This window comes from Metasolibacillus sp., from assembly GCF_025291715.1.
In the GTDB taxonomy this organism is placed as follows: domain Bacteria; phylum Bacillota; class Bacilli; order Bacillales_A; family Planococcaceae; genus Metasolibacillus; species Metasolibacillus louembei.
On sequence record NZ_JAMBIZ010000001.1, the window covers coordinates 49,839 to 68,203 of the forward strand.

22 protein-coding genes are annotated in these 18,365 nt (G+C 40.0%); 17 read left to right on the plus strand and 5 right to left on the minus strand.

What is annotated here, in order from left to right; translation table 11 throughout:
- Positions 1 to 7 precede the first annotated feature (7 nt).
- The 5 genes from M3Z76_RS00280 to M3Z76_RS00300 all read left to right on the plus strand — a co-directional run bounded on the left by M3Z76_RS00280 (position 8) and on the right by M3Z76_RS00300 (position 2,827).
- Complete coding sequence (locus M3Z76_RS00280; RefSeq protein ID WP_293920216.1) at positions 8 to 628, plus strand: alpha/beta hydrolase; 621 nt, start codon at positions 8 to 10, stop codon at positions 626 to 628.
- Positions 625 to 1,050, plus strand: coding sequence for an HIT family protein (locus M3Z76_RS00285; RefSeq protein WP_293920213.1), 426 nt, complete (start codon positions 625 to 627; stop codon positions 1,048 to 1,050). The genes M3Z76_RS00280 and M3Z76_RS00285 overlap by 4 nt, the downstream gene beginning before the upstream one ends.
- A gap of 354 nt (positions 1,051 to 1,404) precedes the next feature.
- The gene (locus M3Z76_RS00290; RefSeq protein WP_293920210.1) at positions 1,405 to 1,908 is read left to right on the plus strand and encodes a phosphoribosylanthranilate isomerase; all 504 of its coding nucleotides are present in this window, start codon (positions 1,405 to 1,407) and stop codon (positions 1,906 to 1,908) included.
- A gap of 152 nt (positions 1,909 to 2,060) precedes the next feature.
- Positions 2,061 to 2,621 carry a hypothetical protein gene (locus M3Z76_RS00295; protein WP_293920207.1) on the plus strand — a complete coding sequence of 187 codons (561 nt, stop codon included), beginning with the start codon at positions 2,061 to 2,063 and terminating at the stop codon, positions 2,619 to 2,621.
- A gap of 77 nt (positions 2,622 to 2,698) precedes the next feature.
- Positions 2,699 to 2,827 (plus strand): hypothetical protein, encoded by a 129-nt coding sequence (locus M3Z76_RS00300; protein ID WP_268807852.1) that lies wholly within the window; start codon positions 2,699 to 2,701, stop codon positions 2,825 to 2,827.
- A 35-nt stretch (positions 2,828 to 2,862) separates the two neighbouring features.
- Here the strand turns inward: M3Z76_RS00300 and M3Z76_RS00305 are convergent, their stop codons facing one another.
- The 3 genes from M3Z76_RS00305 to M3Z76_RS00315 form a co-directional block, all read right to left on the minus strand.
- Positions 2,863 to 3,441 (minus strand): hypothetical protein, encoded by a 579-nt coding sequence (locus M3Z76_RS00305; protein WP_293920204.1) that lies wholly within the window; start codon positions 3,439 to 3,441, stop codon positions 2,863 to 2,865.
- The gene (gene ispG / locus M3Z76_RS00310; protein ID WP_293920203.1) at positions 3,438 to 4,550 is read right to left on the minus strand and encodes a flavodoxin-dependent (E)-4-hydroxy-3-methylbut-2-enyl-diphosphate synthase; all 1,113 of its coding nucleotides are present in this window, start codon (positions 4,548 to 4,550) and stop codon (positions 3,438 to 3,440) included. The genes M3Z76_RS00305 and ispG overlap by 4 nt, the downstream gene beginning before the upstream one ends.
- Positions 4,551 to 4,692: 142 nt before the next feature.
- The gene (locus M3Z76_RS00315; RefSeq protein ID WP_293920201.1) at positions 4,693 to 5,022 is read right to left on the minus strand and encodes a hypothetical protein; all 330 of its coding nucleotides are present in this window, start codon (positions 5,020 to 5,022) and stop codon (positions 4,693 to 4,695) included.
- Positions 5,023 to 5,124: 102 nt separating this feature from the next.
- Here M3Z76_RS00315 and glsA point away from each other — a divergent pair, with 102 nt between their 5' ends.
- Positions 5,125 to 6,060, plus strand: coding sequence for a glutaminase A (gene glsA, locus M3Z76_RS00320; protein WP_293920200.1), 936 nt, complete (start codon positions 5,125 to 5,127; stop codon positions 6,058 to 6,060).
- A gap of 32 nt (positions 6,061 to 6,092) precedes the next feature.
- Here glsA and M3Z76_RS00325 read toward each other — a convergent pair whose 3' ends face one another.
- The gene (locus tag M3Z76_RS00325) at positions 6,093 to 6,605 is read right to left on the minus strand and encodes a DUF1189 family protein (protein WP_293920198.1); all 513 of its coding nucleotides are present in this window, start codon (positions 6,603 to 6,605) and stop codon (positions 6,093 to 6,095) included.
- A 106-nt stretch (positions 6,606 to 6,711) separates the two neighbouring features.
- On the opposite strand from M3Z76_RS00325, the gene M3Z76_RS00330 reads away from it, so the two are divergent.
- Together M3Z76_RS00330 and M3Z76_RS00335 are read left to right on the plus strand one after the other, a co-directional pair.
- Positions 6,712 to 7,188 (plus strand): DUF456 domain-containing protein, encoded by a 477-nt coding sequence (locus M3Z76_RS00330; RefSeq protein WP_293920196.1) that lies wholly within the window; start codon positions 6,712 to 6,714, stop codon positions 7,186 to 7,188.
- A gap of 115 nt (positions 7,189 to 7,303) precedes the next feature.
- Positions 7,304 to 7,909 carry a superoxide dismutase gene (locus tag M3Z76_RS00335; RefSeq protein ID WP_293920195.1) on the plus strand — a complete coding sequence of 202 codons (606 nt, stop codon included), beginning with the start codon at positions 7,304 to 7,306 and terminating at the stop codon, positions 7,907 to 7,909.
- Positions 7,910 to 8,135: 226 nt separating this feature from the next.
- Here M3Z76_RS00335 and M3Z76_RS00340 read toward each other — a convergent pair whose 3' ends face one another.
- Entirely contained in the window at positions 8,136 to 8,756 is a 621-nt protein-coding gene (locus tag M3Z76_RS00340; RefSeq protein ID WP_293920347.1) for an FMN-binding negative transcriptional regulator, read from the minus strand.
- Positions 8,757 to 8,866: 110 nt separating this feature from the next.
- On the opposite strand from M3Z76_RS00340, the gene M3Z76_RS00345 reads away from it, so the two are divergent.
- From M3Z76_RS00345 to pstB, 9 genes are all read left to right on the plus strand, one after another.
- The gene (locus tag M3Z76_RS00345) at positions 8,867 to 10,138 is read left to right on the plus strand and encodes an MFS transporter (protein WP_293920194.1); all 1,272 of its coding nucleotides are present in this window, start codon (positions 8,867 to 8,869) and stop codon (positions 10,136 to 10,138) included.
- 42 nt (positions 10,139 to 10,180) lie between these two features.
- Positions 10,181 to 10,576, plus strand: coding sequence for a VOC family protein (locus M3Z76_RS00350; RefSeq protein WP_293920191.1), 396 nt, complete (start codon positions 10,181 to 10,183; stop codon positions 10,574 to 10,576).
- Positions 10,577 to 10,734: 158 nt separating this feature from the next.
- On the plus strand, positions 10,735 to 12,951 hold the full coding sequence (locus M3Z76_RS00355) for a peptidoglycan D,D-transpeptidase FtsI family protein (protein ID WP_293920190.1): 2,217 nt from the start codon (positions 10,735 to 10,737) through the stop codon (positions 12,949 to 12,951).
- Positions 12,952 to 13,027: 76 nt separating this feature from the next.
- Positions 13,028 to 13,441, plus strand: a complete 414-nt coding sequence (locus M3Z76_RS00360) for a response regulator (RefSeq protein WP_293920189.1) — start codon at positions 13,028 to 13,030, stop codon at positions 13,439 to 13,441.
- A 138-nt stretch (positions 13,442 to 13,579) separates the two neighbouring features.
- A complete protein-coding gene (locus tag M3Z76_RS00365; protein ID WP_293920346.1) occupies positions 13,580 to 14,419 on the plus strand; it encodes an alpha/beta hydrolase in 840 nt (279 codons plus the stop codon).
- A gap of 233 nt (positions 14,420 to 14,652) precedes the next feature.
- On the plus strand, positions 14,653 to 15,636 hold the full coding sequence (locus M3Z76_RS00370) for a PstS family phosphate ABC transporter substrate-binding protein (RefSeq protein ID WP_293920188.1): 984 nt from the start codon (positions 14,653 to 14,655) through the stop codon (positions 15,634 to 15,636).
- A 68-nt stretch (positions 15,637 to 15,704) separates the two neighbouring features.
- On the plus strand, positions 15,705 to 16,646 hold the full coding sequence (gene pstC, locus M3Z76_RS00375) for a phosphate ABC transporter permease subunit PstC (protein ID WP_293920186.1): 942 nt from the start codon (positions 15,705 to 15,707) through the stop codon (positions 16,644 to 16,646).
- Position 16,647: 1 nt separating this feature from the next.
- Positions 16,648 to 17,526, plus strand: coding sequence for a phosphate ABC transporter permease PstA (gene pstA / locus M3Z76_RS00380; RefSeq protein ID WP_293920184.1), 879 nt, complete (start codon positions 16,648 to 16,650; stop codon positions 17,524 to 17,526).
- Between the two features lie 66 nt (positions 17,527 to 17,592).
- Complete coding sequence (pstB, locus tag M3Z76_RS00385) at positions 17,593 to 18,360, plus strand: phosphate ABC transporter ATP-binding protein PstB (protein WP_293920344.1); 768 nt, start codon at positions 17,593 to 17,595, stop codon at positions 18,358 to 18,360.
- The last annotated feature ends 5 nt before the right edge of the window (positions 18,361 to 18,365 follow it).

Sequence of the window (18,365 nt, forward strand, 5' to 3'; positions counted from 1 at the left end):
CAGCATCATGAAATCACCGTATATATTTACACATAAAGCGCCAAAGGAAGCAGGCGAAAAGCCAGCCATCTTTTTATTGCATGGTCTAGGAAGCAACGAGCAGGATTTATTACAGCTTGTAGAGGAGCTACCGTTCGATTGTCACATTTTTAGTTTACGTGGACCGATTGAACATCCGCCAGGCTATGCCTTTTATACATTTGAAGAGGAGGGACAGCCCAATCAAGCCATTTTTGATCAAGTGGTGCAATTTACAAAGCTCTTTATTGAAGAAGCGATTGCTGAGTTTGCGTTGAAACAGGACGAGCTCTATGTGATGGGCTTTAATCAGGGGGCGGCGATCGCACAAGCATTGACCGTTATTATGGCAGAAACATTGCGCGGTGCTGTGGCATTAAGTGGCTTTACTCCACAATTTGTAATAGATGAATACCGCAAACTGCCGCTTAGCAATGTGCGTATGTTTATTGGGCATGGTGAATATGACTATGTTTATCCACTTGCATGGAGCAAGGCGAGCGCAGCGTTTTTTGAGGAATACGGCGCGCATGTGACATTTAAAACATATCCAGATGGACACGGTGTCACACCAGATGAGCTAAAAGATTTAATGGCGTGGTTTGCATGAGCTGTCTAGGATGCCGACTAGCCAATCAACAGGCAATGGTTTATGCCGTCTTTGAGGACGAGCATGTTTGCTGTATTTTAGACCGTGATCCTTATAATGAGGGGCATGTATTAATTTTGCCCAAAAAGCATGTGCGCTATTTGGAGGAGCTAGATGCTGTAACCGCAAATGCAATAATGACAGCAGCCCAGCTTGTATCAAAAACAATCAAAGCATTATTCCAGCCTGATGGTATCACCATCTGTCAAAATGGAGGTGCTTTTGATGATTTAGGGCATTTTCATATGCATGTTATACCGAGATATGAAGGACAAAGCTTTGCAGATTTTTTCTTAGATGATGAAGCGCCTGCTATAGATGAGGCTGCATTAGAAAAAACAAAGGGAAAGATGATTAGAGCGTCAAAAAATTTCATCATTTAAGTGCTAAAGAAAGCGATATTCTTCGTTAAACAAAACGAGGAATATCGCTTTTTTGTTTTTAACTGCTACGAATTTTTTGATTATTAGCATTTAATTAAAGGTGTGACAAATGCACAAGCGCCACAAATCTAGACAAATTTAACTATGATGGATTAAATCGTCTTAGACAGGAGTAGTTTGAGGATGAGATTGTATGGGTTAAGGATAAACATATAAGTTGCCTTTGATCACACGATTTTAGCCAGTGATAAAAAAGCCAAATTCATTTATGATACAATAAAAGATTACATAACACTATATCGTTTTTGAACAATTAAAAGGGTATAATTAGGAATAGGAAAAGGTGGGAAGCAAATGGGGAATATAAAGTTTAATGAGTTTATTGAAATAACAAGAAAACTAAATGAAATTGATATTATTCCACTGTTAATGGGGTCAGTGGGCTTGGAAATTGTTACAGGAATGAGTTGGGATGCTCAAGACTTAGATATTCATGTACCTGGTGATAAAAGAGGGTGGGAAGTCCCAGCGGAATTATCTATATTTAACTGGGATCATATAATAAAAATTATGAAATCAATGGGATATAGCCTAATTAATTTGCATGAGCATGAGTTTTCTAAAGGAGGATTCTCTGTTGAATTTGGTATTATTGACACGCTACCAGCTTTCGCAGGCATACAGTTAGAGGATTTAGTGTTGCATCAAACGGGAGAAGTAAAGTTTTATCTACTAAATCCTAAGCAATATTTAGCTGTTTACGAATCTTCGTCGAAAGATAGTTATCGAGCAAATAAAAATAATAACAAAGATATTAAAAAAATTGATTTCTTAAAAAGTATGGTATATGCTGAATAACCATTACTAGTGATGGATGTAAATCGGGTTTTTATACAAAGAGCTAGAGGTGATTAAAAATAGAGCAGTTAAAACAAGCGATTAGAAATTTGCTACAGAAGTATTATACATATAGAGAAACGCCAGGTTTCTTTAAAAAAGAGGCGGAAATAATGGAGTGTCCAAACAAAAGTGTGGAGGACATAAATGCCCAAATTCCATTGTCTCCTGAATTAATATATTTTTATTCACATTTTAAAATGAATGGACCTATTCGTCAGGATGGTCATCAATTACATAGGATAAGCATCGACATTGGCAGTGGCAACCTTTATTTAAGTGAGCCTGCTAATTTATATCGTCGACAATTAGGCTTTCGCTGGGTTGGTAGTAGCGCTCCGTATGAAGAAAACCCTATGTGGAATGCTTCTTGGGTAGTGATAGCAGATAAGGATGATGATCCAATTATTGTGGATACAAGTCAAAGAAATTCACCAGTGTTAGCGAGCTACGATGCGAGCGAAGTATTTTCCATAGCGGATTCGTTAGCGCAATTTTTTGCGGCGATTACTGTTGTACTGAAAGTGTTTCATGAGCGCTTTGCAGGAGAAATAATGGATGAAGAGACTTGTGAGATTGAGGGAGAATTTCTTAGTGTGCTAACGGAAGAACTAATGAACGTATTAAACAACAAGGAGCATGTCCAGCATTTGGTAGATTATCTATATGGCTAAGTAAATATCATATTTCCTCCAACATTTGCGTAAGATGAGGGTAAGCAAGTCCATTACGCGGTCATTGGAGGAGATGTATGCGCATTGATGACGAGCTGTTAGAAAGGCTCGGTGTGTATTTTGTCTATCATGAGATTTATAATCAATATGGCATTACATTTGAGAGCTTTGTGGACAGGTGGTTGCGCGGAATATTGGACATATAAAAAGCTGTCGGGGTGAAATCCGACAGCTTTTGAGGTTATTCAAAGTTTTTGCGAATCCAGTCATTTGCTTCAAGCCAATTGTTGACACGAATGACTTTCTTCGGTGTGGCAAGCCTATTGTAAGGTGTATCGAATAAAATAACAGGGATGTCTAATTCCTCTGCTAGCATTACCGCATTGTCATGTTTGTCTTCAAAGAAGGCATCAACAGCATGCTGCTTGGCTGCTGCCAGTTTATTATGGCTGCCAATCAGTTCGATATAGTCATATGGAACTTGATGCTCATCAAACCAATGTTTTGTAATATCTAAAACATTTTCGCCGCGCGCCGAAATATAAAACAATTCGTAGCGATTTTGCCAATCATTTAAAATGGCTTGCGCATTGTCTGCTAATTTACTTGCCGCATAAAGACGGGGCTCATTCGTTGTAAACCAATGAGCAAACTCTGCTCGATCGACAGGGTGCGGAAAGGCACTTAAAAAATCATATTCTACGACATCATCGAGTGTAATATTGACATTATACGCCTCGTTAATATGTGGAATCAGCGTTGCTGGGCAAGTTACTGTGCCATCGATATCAATGCCGAACCTTGCTTTTTTGTTCATCATTGTGCTTGAGCCGCTTCCTCAGCTGCACGTTTTTCTAGCATTTCAGCAGCCAATTTATCAATTTCCTTTTTCAGTTCCTCAACCATTGTTTCCTCAGGTACTTTACGAACGGTTTTGCCCTTCATAAACAATAAGCCTTCGCCACGTGCACCTGCGATGCCGATATCCGCCTCACGTGCTTCACCAGGACCATTTACCGCACAGCCAAGCACGGCTACCTTTAATGGTACGCTTAGCTTTGAAATATACTCCTCAACCTCATTGGCAATTGAAATTAAGTCGATTTCAATACGGCCACATGTTGGGCATGAAATTAATGTCGCCATGTTGGAAGCTAGACCGAATGACTTTAATAGCTCACGTGCTACTTTTATTTCCTCCACAGGGTCTGCTGACAGCGAAATGCGTAATGTATTGCCGATTCCTTTAGATAAAATCGCACCAAGACCTGCAGCCGATTTAACTGTACCTGCAAACAATGTCCCAGACTCCGTAATCCCTAAATGCAATGGATAATCGAATGCTTTAGATGCTTTTTCATAGGCTTCAATTGCTAGATTTACATCAGAAGCCTTCATGGACACGATAATATCATGGAAATCCAAGTCTTCTAAAATTTTAATATGATGTAATGCAGATTCAACCATCCCGTCAGCTGTAGGGTAGCCGTACTTCTCTAAAATATGGCGCTCTAATGAACCTGCGTTGACACCAATACGAATAGGAATATTTTTTGCCTTAGCTGCATTGACAACCGCTTCTACTTTTTCACGGCGTCCAATATTACCTGGGTTAATACGCACTTTATCAATGCCGTTTTCAATTGCTTTTAATGCGAGTTTATAGTCAAAATGAATATCTGCAACAAGCGGAATATTGATACGCTTTTTAATGTCAGCAATGGCATCCGCTGCGCGCTCATCTGGAACAGCGACACGCACGATTTGACAGCCTGCCTCCTCTAAGCGCAAAATTTCTGCTACTGTTGCTTCCACATCATGTGTTTTTGTTGTACACATACTTTGGATAAATAATTCATTGCTGCCACCAATTGTTAAGTTTCCTACGCGTACAGGGCGTGTATTGGAACGGTGAACGATTTCACTCATGTAAATTCTCTCCTTCGATTGTTTCCGAGTTTTTAAATAAGACGCAATGACCTACTTTGATGTTGCCATTGCTACTCGAAAAATGCTCTCACTGTCATTATTTTAGCAGTGAACATAAGAGAGAACAAGGAATTAGCGTATTTTAAAAGCATTTATTTTCTATTTGCTTGCGAATCGGTAGTTTGACAAATTCACCTACTACAAGTGATTGCTGCTGTAAATGGGGATTTGCCTTATAAAATTCAGCAAGACGCTCAGGAAAAGGAGCCGTTGTAGGTGTTGCTGCAAATAGGCTATGAACGGTATCGCTTTGCTGTACACGAACGCCGATATGCTGCCATTCATACGTAATTTGCTCCTCGCAAATCTCCTCTGCATAAAAGGAGGCGAGAGAAAGCGTTCCCTCCTGTAAATCTATTTTAATAACTGCGGCGATAATGAAAAAAAGTATGGTAAAAATAATGTAACGCATAAATATTCCTCCTAAAATAGAGTCACAATACTATTGAATGTCTAATTGGTGTATTCTATTCCTGAGCGTAGCTATTTATTAATTTTTGGAGGGAAATGTGAGATGCAACAATTACAGCAGCTTATTCAGGAGGCACAGCCATTTTATAAGAACGGACATGTGGCAACATATATACCAGCATTAAGCGAGGTGGACCCAAAGCTATTAGCGGTATCGTTAATCGATGGCAATGGGCATATTTTTCAAAAAGGGGATACGCAGCAATTTTTTACATTGCAAAGCATTTCAAAGGTTATTAGCTTTATTTTTGTTTGTGCAACTTACGGCACTGAGCATGTGCTGCAATATGTGGATGTAGAGCCAACTGGTGATCCATTTAATTCCATTATTCGCTTGGAAAGTCATCAGCCAGGCAAGCCTTTTAACCCAATGATTAATGCAGGGGCAATTACCATTTCGTCAATGCTGCCAGGTGGAACAGTGGATGAAAAGGTGCACAATTTGCAAAGCTTTATAGCAAAAATGGTTGGTGTGCACTGTGAGGTAAGTGATGAAGTTTTTACATCTGAATGGGAGACAGCTTATCGCAATCGTGCAATTGCTTATTATTTAAAAGCAAATGGCTACTTACAAGGTGATGTGGAGGTCGCACTGGAAGCTTATTTAAAGCAATGTGCATTGCTTGTAGATGTGCAGCAGCTCGCCACGATTGCCTTAGTCATTGCGAATGATGGCTATCATCCGTTAACAAAGGAGCAGCTGTTCGATGCGAAAATAGCAAAAGTGGCGAAGGCTTTGATGCTAACTTGTGGCATGTATAATGCTTCAGGGAAATTTGCGGCATTTGTTGGGCTGCCAGCGAAAAGCGGTGTGTCAGGAGGCATTTTATGTCTTGCGATGGATGCACAAATTGAGGAATTACAAGGTACGATAGGGATTGGTATTTTCGGTCCAGCCATTGATGAGGTCGGCAATAGCGTAGCAGGGATGAAGTTTTTAGAGCAATTGTCAAGGCAGTATCAGCTCAGCATTTTTTAATGAGGAAAAGGCAGTCGATAAAGTGCGACTGCCTAAGCCTGAGGCATTTTCGGATAGTTTTTTAATGCCATGAATAAAATGCTCATTGTAACAATGATAAATAGCAAAATGGAGATTGTCGATGAGATAGCAAAAAGGCTTAAAATAATTGATAAGATGACTTCCCATGTAATGGCAAAGGTAGCTGTTCGCCAAACTTGTCGATATTCGCCACGGCGTTTCATCGGCTTTAAAAATAGCTGACCGACATAAGCATAAACGCTAATTTTAGCAAATAAAATAAGGGTGTTCATGACGAATAAAAAAACGATAGAAATGGCATAAACAAGCCACTTTAAGTCACTTGCAAATTCCTCTATTTCCTTGTAGGCAAAAATTTGACTAGCTTCATTATTGAAAAATTTGCCGAGTGAAAAAACAGTCATTGCGGTGATGAGTAAAAAGGCATATTGAATCACTTTGCCAATCGGCATAATTCTATAAGCGGCAAGCTTTTTTGGCTCGTATAGGCTAGCAAGAAAAAGCTGTGAATGTTTTAATTTCATATGTATCTTCTCCTCCACAAGACAGTTTATCATGAAAGTGAAGGCATGTCGCTTTGAAACTTTTTGTTTGGTGGGACGTACATAGTAGGCAAAGGAGTGGACTTTTATGGATATTATTGCATGGATATTAATTATTGCCTGTTTTGTTATTAGCTTTGTCGGTTTAGTTTATCCAATTATCCCATCCGTATTATTTATTGCGGCAGGCTTTCTTATTTATGGATTGTTTTACACATTCGCACTACCTTGGTGGTTCTGGGTGATTGAAGTGTTGTTCGTTGTATTATTGTTTGTAGCGGATACGATTGCCAATTTAGTTGGTGTCAAAAAATTCGGTGGCTCAAAGGCGGGCATGTGGGGAAGTACCATTGGGCTGTTGATTGGACCATTCGTCATCCCATTAGCAGGTATTTTAATTGGGCCATTTTTAGGTGCCGTTATTGCAGAATTACTTGTTGAAAGAACAACAATTAAGCAGGCAGTCCGCACAGGGGTAGGCTCTGTTGTTGGATTTTTAACATCTGTTGCAGCAAAGGGAACGATTCAAGCAATTATGATCCTTGTCTTTGTTATTGCGATTTAGTTTCCGTCAAAAGACCGAAATATGTGTTCTGGAGTTTTTTTCGTTGAAGGACTGTACCAATTTTGATAATCTTATACATGAACAAAGATTTTTTAACTTCGAGGAGGAATTTACAATGGCTTACGAACTACCGAAATTACCTTACGCATACGATGCATTAGAACCGCATATTGATGCACGCACAATGGAAATCCATCATTCAAAACATCACCAAACTTACATTACAAATGTAAACGCTGCATTAGAAGGTACAGAGTTTGCAGATAAAGATGTAAACGAGCTAATCGCTAACCTAGATGCACTACCAGCTGACAAACAAACAGCTGTACGCAACAACGGTGGTGGACATGCTAACCATACATTATTCTGGGAAGTAATCGCTCCAGGCGGTTCAAATACACCAGTTGGTGAAGTAGCAGCAGCAATCGATGCGAAATTCGGTTCATTTGATGCGTTCAAAGAAGAGTTCGCAAAAGCAGCTACAACTCGCTTCGGCTCAGGCTGGGCTTGGTTAATCGTTGATGGTGACGGCGTTGCTGTAACATCTACACCAAACCAAGATTCACCTGTAATGGAAGGCAAAACACCAATCCTAGGCTTAGACGTTTGGGAGCACGCTTACTACTTAAACTACCAAAACCGTCGTCCAGACTACATCGGCGCGTTCTGGAACGTTGTAAACTGGGATGTAGTAGAAGCTAAATTCCAAGCAGCGAAATAATATAGGCTGCCCTTCGATATTTTGAAGAGCATATAGAAAAGAATCAGAAATATACCCTTTTGGTATGCTTCTGATTCTTTTTTTGTAGATTTGTTTAAGTTAGTATTTCTTATTTACAATGAATTTTAGTAAAACGCCGATATATTTCAAATTTCGCCGATATATCCTGAAAAGTCGCCGATATATTTCAAAAAGCGCTGATATATGATAAAAAGCCGCTGATATTTTATGAATACGGTGAATTTCTCTTCATTTCCTTCGCAACTGTGTGTGCACCAGCATCTCGTTCTTGCTCCAGCTTGTTGATAATTTCTGCGTAGTCACCTGCTGTTCGATTTTGACTCATCTTGTATGCGGCTTGTATTTCCTCTATTTTAATTTGAATGCCGACAATGCCCTTTAGCTCACGCTCTAATAATTCAGGTGATAACGTTTCCCATAAAACAGGACGTTCGCGATGCCCTTCATATTTAACAAGCAATGCAGCTAAGTCCTTCTCTAATGCTTCGCCTGAGAAGGTTGTTGCCTGCCCATAAATGTGGACAGCTTGATAATTCCATGTTGGTACATTTTCTTTTTCGTACCATGATGAGGAGATGTAAGCATGCGGTCCTTGAAACATAACAAGCACCTGCTCCAATCCTTGTAACGAGCGCCAAATGGGATTGCCATAAGCGACATGTCCTGTTAAGTAATGACCGTCCTCTTTCTCTACAAGCTGTAAAGGTAGGTGAACGGCCATCGGTCTGTTGTTACGCATAGAGACGAGTGTTGCAAAGCTGTTATACTGAATAAATTGCTGAATTTCTTGGCTATCTGTCACTTTAAAATATTTTGGAATATACATCATAGCCCTCCTTTTATTTTCATTGTAAATGTTTACATTTAACCTCACAACATGTAGATTAGAAATAACTTAGCGTGGCGAAATAATCGCATCGAAAGGAAAGTGGTTGCATGACAAATGATAAAATAGCCCCTTACCTGCACTCAGAAACTGCACAGCAACAGCTTTATAAACGAACATTAATCGTTATTTTATGCTCGCAAATTTTTGGTGGTGCAGGGTTAGCAGCAGGAATAACAGTAGGGGCCTTATTGGCGAAGGATATGTTAGGCACAGATAGTGTAACAGGTTTACCAGCGGCCTTGTTTACATTAGGCTCAGCTTTAGCAGCCTATATTGTAGGGCGTGTGTCGCAAAAATATGGCAGACGCTATGGCTTAGCCTCTGGATTTTTTGTAGGAAGTATAGGGGCAATTGGTGTAGTGATAGCAGGAGCAATGGATAATATTGCGCTATTATTTATTGCGCTGTTCCTTTATGGTGCAGGCACAGCGACGAATTTACAGGCACGCTATGCAGGAACCGATTTAGCAACTAGTAAGCAGCGGGCAACGGCAACAAGTATTGCACTTGTTGCGACAACCTTTGGTGCGGTAGCAGGACCTAATTTAGCGACGACGATGGGCAAGGTGGCAGAAAGCTTTACATTGCCAACATTAGTAGGACCATTTATTTTAGCGGCAGTAGCCTATGCATTAGCTGGTACAGTGCTCTTCGTCTTTTTACGACCTGACCCATTGCTTGTAGCGCGAGCCATTGCAATACATCAAACCGCAGCTGAAACAGTAAATGCGGAAGGAACGGTAGATAAGCGCCAGCTAATGCGCATGGGGATTATGGTAGGGGCGATTGTGTTAGTGTTATCACAAGTCATTATGACATCCATTATGACGATGACACCTGTCCATATGCTAGGGCATGGTAGCCATTTAAACGCAGTAGGTATTGTTATTGGTCTACACGTAGCAGCGATGTATTTGCCCTCTTTAGGTACAGGCGTACTTGTAGATAAAGTGGGAAGAGTTGCTGTGGCACTTGCGGCTAGTGTGACATTAGCGATTGCTGGCATATGTGCCGCCTTTGCGCCAGGTGATTCCTTACTATGGCTAGTCGTGGCACTAATGCTACTGGGACTTGGCTGGAATTTTGGCTTAATTAGTGGAACTGCTATTATTATTGATTCAACAACAATACATAATCGAGCAAAGGTGCAGGGCTCTGTTGATGTTGCAGTAGCATTAGGTGGCTCCTTCGGAAGCGTTGTTTCAGGGGTTGTCGTAGCCTTTTCTAGCTATGCAACGCTTGGCTTTATTGGGATGAGCTTTGCGCTCTTTGTTATTCCTGTTGTATTATGGGGATATAAAGCGAATCGAGCGCTTTAGAAAATGTCGTGCTTTAATTTTAATGGAGAAGAGGGATGAAGTATGGGAAGAACTGTTCATTTTGAAATTCATGTTAGCGATATGGAAAGAGCGAAAACGTTTTATGGAGAGGTGTTTGGCTGGTCGTTTCAAGATTGGAGCGATTACGCGGGAATGCCTTATTTTGGAGCTGTAACAGGCAGCGATGATGAAATGGGTATTAATGGTGCATTAATGCAGCGTCAAGGTGCTGAGCCACAGGCAAATCAAGCGGTCAATGGCTATATTAGCACGATGGGTGTTGCAGATTATGATGCGACAGAGGCGAAAATTTTAGCGCGTGGTGGTAAAGTTGCAAAGGCAAAGCACGCTTTACCAGGAATGGCTTGGCAAGGGTATTATCTGGATACAGAGGGCAATATATTTGGCATTCATCAGCCTGATGAAAATGCAAAATAGTAATGCAAAATATGCGGGTGTTTGGAAGGGGTTATCTTTCTAAACACCCGCAACTTTTTTTCGGCGTTGTCGTCACAAAATAGCGGCTTTATCTTTTTTCTAGCGCATACAGGTGGTATACTAAATGTCATGGATTACAAGGAGAGGAGGCGCTTCATATGCGAAAGGTGCAAAAAAATAAAAATAATCAAAACCCAAAAGCCAAGCAGCGAGCAAAGCTTACATTTCGAATGAATGTCCTTTTCTTTTCAATTTTTGTTTTATTTTCTACGCTTATTTTCCGACTAGGTTATTTACAAATTGTGAAAGGTGAAGAATATGTGCGCAAAATTGAGCAAAAAGAGGAAGTACGGGTCAATACTAGTGTGCCACGAGGGCGAATTTATGACCGCTATGGACGTATTTTAGTAGATAATCAGCCAGAAAATGCGATTACATATACACGAATGCAGACGACAACGCAAAAAGAGATGCTAGAAATTGCGATTGAGCTAGCGAAGTTAATTGAGCAGCCAACAGATCGTGTAACACAGCGTGACAAGCTCGATTTTTGGATTTTATTAAAAAATAAAGAGGCGTTGGCAAAAGTTACAGAGGAGGAAATGAAAGAGTACCGCGCTCAAAATGAAGGCATTGAGGAAAAGCTAGTCAATGCGGAAATGGATCGCCGTATTCGTAAACGTATTACAGATGAAGAAATAGCACAGCTTACAGACTTCGATTTAGAGGTGTTAGCCATCTACCGAGAGATGATGTCAGGCTATAATTTATCACCGCAAATTATTAAGAGTGAAAATGTCACAGATGATGAATTTGCACGTGTTTCTGAGCGTCTAGCTGATTTGCCAGGTGTCAATACGACAACGGACTGGAAGCGTGTCAGACTATCGCCATTTGCACTGTTAGGTCGTACAACAGTACCTAGCAAGGGGATTCCTAAAAATAAGCTTGATTTTTATTTAGCGCGTGAGTATTCACGGAATGATCGTGTAGGGGAAAGTTATTTTGAGGCGCAATATGAAGAAATATTGCAAGGTGAAAAATCTGTTGTTAAAAACCTGACGAACAAAAAAGGGCAAGTCGTGGAAACACAAACGACATACCCTGGTGAGCCTGGTAAAGACTTAGTATCAACAATTGATATAGATTTGCAGGCAGAGGCGGAGCGTGTCGTTGAAAAATACTTGTTGGAATTAAAGGGGCTTGGTTCTTCAAGTTTGCTAGACCGCGCATTTTTCGTTATGATGAACCCAAATACTGGCGAAATATTATCCATTGTCGGCAAAAAAATCGAGAAGGACCCTGAAACAGGGGAAAGCTATATTGTTGACTACTCATATGGGGCGTTTACAACAGCCTATGAGGTAGGCTCTAGCATTAAAGCAGCAACTGTTTTAACAGGCTATTCTGAGGGTGTTATTAAGCCAGGCTCAGAAATGATGGATGAGCCGATCAAGCTTTTAAGCACAGACCCAAAAAGCTCCATTTTCAACCGCAGTGGACGCATTTGGATGAATGATTTAAAAGCATTAGAGCGTTCCTCAAACTCCTATATGTTTAAAATTGCCTTAGGTATTGGAGGAACAGGTTATTCCTATAATATGGGTTTACGGTTGCGTGATGATACACTACAAAGAATGCGCAATGGCTACTCACAATTCGGCTTAGGCGTGCCAACAGGCATTGATTTACCTGGTGAATTTGCAGGGTATCAAGGGGTAATGGATACGCCAGGTAAAATTCTTGACTTAGCGATTGGGCAATTTGATACGTACACGCCATTGCAGCTAGCACAATATATTTCTACTGTTGCCAATGGTGGTTACCGCATTCAGCCACGTATGCTGAAGGAAATTCGCAAGCCTTCTGCTGATGGAGAAACACTAGGGGCACTTGTACAGGAAGTAGAGCCAAAAATTTTAAATCGCATTTCTAATACAGATGCAGAAATTGAGCATGTTAAAAAGGGCTTGAGACAAGTTTATGTGGGCTCACAAGGTACTGCCTATCGCTCGTTCCATGATGCACCATATACAGCAGCAGGTAAAACAGGTACTGCTGAGGTAGTATATTATGGTCCACAAACTGACAAGTATAGAACGAATACAACGACATTAACACATGTTGGCTTTGCACCATATGAAAATCCGCAAATCGCTTATGCGGTAGTTATACCATGGGTGACAACAGACTTCAGCCGAAGCTTAATACAAAATAATGAGATTGCACGTGAAATGGTAGATTATTATTTTGAGCTACAAAAAAAATATGAGCAAAATGGCATGTCTGAAAGCTTAACGACACAAAAAATTCTACCGCCGTTTTCTGAGGAACGTCTGGATGAAGATGAGGAGCACACTACGGCAACTGAATAATGTGTGAAGCGAGGGAGTTTGAAAAGGTGAAGCTTTTTTGAACTCCCTCTATTATATAGAAAGAAAGGATTTTACGATGCGAAAAACTTTATATCATATTATCGTATTTTTAGGAGCGATTAGTAATGCTTTTATGATGGCACGCTTAAATGTTTCCCCTGTCATATTAATTACAACAACGGTTGTCTATGTTGTTGTATTGGAGGGCCTATTTTTATTTTTAGAGCCGCGCTTAGCTATTGCTGCACGCAAACGGAATTTAACAACATATCCATTTTTAAAAGATTTAATTGATGCCAAAAAGGCGACAGTTACATTAAAGACAGGCGAAATCATTTACAATGCTTCATTTAATGGCTATAGCAGTCCAAAAGATGCTACTAAAATTAAACTAGATATTACACAGCCGAAAACAAAAAAGCAGCCTGAGAAGATAGAAACGCGAGAGCTATTATTAATACATATTAAAGGCGTAAAAAAAATACTATAGGAGGGGGGAGGGAGCATATTGAAGAAAAAGCTTCTATATAGCGGTATTATCGTAATACTTCTATTAATTATCGCGTATTTTGGGGTAGGCAACTATTTTTATAATTATGCTTTAAATGCACAGGATGAAAAAGAATTTATGGAAGATAACCCAAACTTAGAGGATAGCCCATTTATTAATGCGGAAGCAGAGGCACAATCTGTTCAGCTAGATGATGATTTTAAGGCAGCGGTTCAAGCAGAAAAGTGGAAGATTGAGTCGAATGATAAGCTAAATTTGAAATTGCAAGGGAATGCCTATTTACAAGACAGTCAGCATAAATGGGCAATTGTCTTACATGGCTATACGAGTAGCTCTGCTAAAATGACGAGATGGATTCGTAATTTTTATGAGCAAGGCTTTAATGTGTTAGCGCCCGATTTGCGTGGACATGGTGAAAGTGAAGGCGAATATATCGGCATGGGCTGGCATGATCGCTTCGATGTTTTGCAGTGGATTGATGAGGTGCTTGCGCAAGATCCTGAGGCTGAAATCGTTTTGTTCGGCGTATCAATGGGTGGAGCAACAGCGATGATGACGGCTGGTGAAAGCTTGCCTAAAAATGTCAAGGTCATCGTTGAAGATTGTGGTTATAGCTCAGTTAGTGGCGTTTTCGTTTATCAGCTTGATGATTTATTTGGCTTACCAGAATTCCCAGTGCTGCATGCAGCAAATACAGTAACAAAAATGCGGGCAGGCTACAGCATTTATGAGGCTTCGGCAGTAGAGCAGGTGAAGAAAAGCACAACGCCGATGCTCTTTATTCATGGTGATGCCGATACGTTTGTCCCATTTGAAATGCTACAGGAGGTATACGATGCAGCTTCTGTTGAAAAGGACATGCTAATTGTCGAAAACGCTGCACACGGTGATGCAGTGAAAGTAGACCCAGAGACCTATTGGCAAACGCTATGGACATTTATAGGGAAATATATTTAATAACAATCTATTTTTCAAACAATTTTGTAAATTTGATAGAAAATGATGAATAGTAACTAAAAGGCTCCACTACACAAATTCCTTTGTATAGTGGAGTTTTTTTCTATTTACAAAACATCTACACTACTTTACATAGGCTTAACATTCTATTTAAATTCACTCAACAAATAGCCTTTATAGTTATCATTGTAACAACAACAAATGACTATGAAAGTTATTGGAGGACTAAACAAATGAGTAAATGGAAGTACGCAGGCAAGGCAGCAGTATTAAGTGCAGCATTATTATTAGCAGCATGTGGTGGAGAAGATGCAGAAAAAGATGGAGCAGCAACACCGAACAATGATCAATCAGAAGTTTCAGGTGCAGAAGCTGGCGACGTACAATTAACTGGAGTTGTTGCTGGTGATGGTTCATCAACAGTTGCCCCAATTACTGAAGCACTTGTTGAGGAGTACGCTGCAGTACAAGGGAAAGTACAAGTATCTGTAGGGGTTTCTGGTACTGGTGGAGGCTTTGAAAAGTTCATTAATGGTGAAACAGACTTCTCAAATGCATCACGTCCAATTAAAGATGAGGAAGTTGAAAAATTAACAGCAGCAGGTATTGATTATACAGAGCTTGCTATAGCATATGACGGATTATCTGTTGTAATCCACCCAGAAAATACTTGGGCTAAGGACTTAACAGTAGATCAATTAAAAAAATTATGGATTGAAGATGGCACAACGAAAAAATGGTCTGATATCGATCCATCGTGGCCAGCAGAGGAAATCGTATTCTATGCACCAGGCACAGATTCTGGTACGTATGACTACTTTGATGAAGTCATTTTAGATGGTGAAGATTTAGTAAAAACAGCGACATTATCAGAAGATGATAATGTATTAGTACAAGGTGTTTCAGCAGATAAAAATGCAATTGCATTCTTCGGCTATGCGTACTATGTAGCAAATGAAGGTAAATTACAGGCTGTAGCAGTAAATGGCGTAGAGCCGAATAGCGAGACAATTGAGTCTGGTGAATATGCACCATTATCACGTCCTCTATACGTTTACGTGAAAAATGAAGCAATGGCGAACAACGAAGCAGCTTATGACTTCCTTCGCTTTACATTAGAGAATGCAGGCGATATGGCTGAGGAAACAGGCTATGTGCGTTTACCAGCGGAAGAATATACAAAAGGTTTAGCAGCATTAGAAGCATTAAAAAAGTAATGCATTAATCTGGAATGTGTGCTTTATGCACACATTCTTTCCTTAAACGGAAAGGAGTTTATCGACAAATGGCCGGAAAAGCAAGTGAGCAATCCATACAACAAATGATTGCAAAATCCCGTGCACGCAAGGGAAAGAAAATAATAGAAAAAACAATGCCGAAATTGCTTTTTATTGCAGCAGCATTATCTGTATTAACAACGTTTGGGATTGTTTTTACACTTATTTTTGAAACGTTTGAGTTTTTTCAGAGAGTATCAATAACAGATTATTTATTCGGAACAGAATGGCTACCATTCTCAGGTAAAGAGCCTTTATATGGCATTTTACCACTCGTTTTCGGAACATTAAAAGTTACTGGCATCGCTGTATTAGTAGCAGTACCATTCGGTCTTGGGGCAGCCATTTATTTGAGTGAGTATGCATCAGATAAAACACGTCGCATCGTGAAGCCTATTTTAGAAGTACTTGCGGGTGTACCAACAATTGTCTATGGCTTTTTCGCCTTAACGTTTGTGACACCGATTTTACAGCAATTGATACCGTCGCTGAAAATATTCAATGCGCTCAGTCCCGGGATTGTTGTAGGGATTATGGTCTTGCCAATGATTGCATCACTATCAGAGGATGCGATGAGCTCTGTGCCAAACTCCATTCGTGAGGGGGCACTTGGACTTGGCGCAACAAAGTTTGAAGTAGCGATTAAAGTAGTGCTACCAGCCGCTTTATCAGGAATTATCGCCTCTGTTGTATTAGCGATTTCACGTGCAATCGGGGAAACAATGATTGTATCACTTGCAGGTGGTTCAACACCGAAATTTGATTTTGCTGTAACTGATTCAATTCAAACGATGACAGCATATATCGTGCAAGTATCAACAGGTGATGCTGGATATGGAACAACGATTTACTATTCAATTTATGCAGTAGGCTTCACACTATTTATTTTCACCTTAATTATGAACCTACTTGCACAATATATTTCAAAACGTTTCAGAGAGGAGTATTAATATGAAATATTTAAATGATACTGCTGTCATGAAGCGCATGAATTTACGCTTAAAAATGAATAAAGTGTGGAAAGCGATTTTTATCGTCGCAACGACCTTTGCGTTAATTACACTGCTTATTTTATTAGTACGTATTTTTTCACAAGGCTTAAGCCATTTGAATTTAAATTTTTTATCAAACTTCGCCTCACGTGTGCCTGAAAAAGCAGGGATTAAGGCAGCGCTGCTTGGTTCATTATGGTTAATGGCGGTAGTTGCGCCAGTTTCAATTTTGTTAGGTGTAAGCTCTGCTATTTATTTAGAGGAATATGCGAAAAAAAATCGCTTCAACGATTTTATTCGTATTAATATTTCAAACTTAGCTGGTGTTCCTTCTATCGTTTTTGGTTTACTTGGCTTAACGATTTTTGTACGTATGTTAGATTTAGGAAAAAGTATTTTAGCAGCAGGCTTTACGATGAGTTTACTAATTTTGCCAATCATTATCGTATCAGCGCAGGAGGCAATTCGAGCTGTACCACAGGAGCAGCGTGAAGCTTCATACGGTATGGGTGCAACGAAATGGCAAACGATTGTCAAGGTTGTCTTGCCAGCAGCGATTCCAGGAATTTTAACAGGTAGTATTTTAGCTCTATCTCGTGCAATTGGTGAAACAGCACCATTAGTTGTTATTGGTATTCCTGTTATTCTACAGTTCTTGCCTGAGAATTTATTAAGCACATTTACCGCATTACCGATGCAGATTTTCGATTGGGCAAAGCGTCCGCAAGAGGAATTCCAGTACGTTGCAGCAGCAGGCATTATCGTCTTAATGACATTGCTCGTATTTATGAATTCAATTGCCATTTATATTCGCAATAAATTCCAAAAGCGTTATTAACGGAGGGACATTATGATACAAGTTCAAGAGCAGACGTCAAAGGTGCAGCAAGAAGCAGCTGCACAAATGACACAAGCGAAAAATACAGTATTTGAAACGAAAAATTTTGATTTATGGTATGGTCAGCACCATGCATTGAAAAATATTAATTTAGATATTAAAGAAAATGAAGTAACGGCCATTATTGGACCATCAGGCTGTGGTAAGTCGACATATGTCAAAACATTGAATCGTATGATTGAGCTTGTACCAATCGTTCGTACATCTGGTGAAATCAATTACCGAGGACGCAATATTTTTGGTGGCAACTATGAGGTAGAGGAATTGCGCACGAAGGTAGGGATGGTGTTCCAAAAGCCGAACCCATTCCCGAAATCAATCTATGACAACATCGCATATGGTCCACGTATTCATGGCATTAAAAATAAAAAGATATTAGATGAAATCGTGGAAAAATCATTGCGTGGCGCGGCGATTTGGGATGATGTCAAGGACCGTCTGCACCAAAATGCGTACGGCTTATCAGGTGGTCAGCAGCAGCGTATTTGTATCGCACGCTGTTTAGCAGTTGAGCCCGATGTCATTTTAATGGATGAGCCTACTTCTGCGCTTGATCCGATTTCTACGCTGAAGGTAGAGGAGCTTGTTCAGGAGCTGAAAACGCAGTATTCTATCATTATCGTGACACATAATATGCAGCAAGCAGCGCGTATTTCTGACAAAACTGCCTTTTTCCTAAATGGTGAAGTGATTGAATTTGACCAAACGGATAAAATTTTCTCAACACCAGCAGATGAGCGCACAGAAGATTATATTTCTGGTCGTTTCGGATAAGGAGG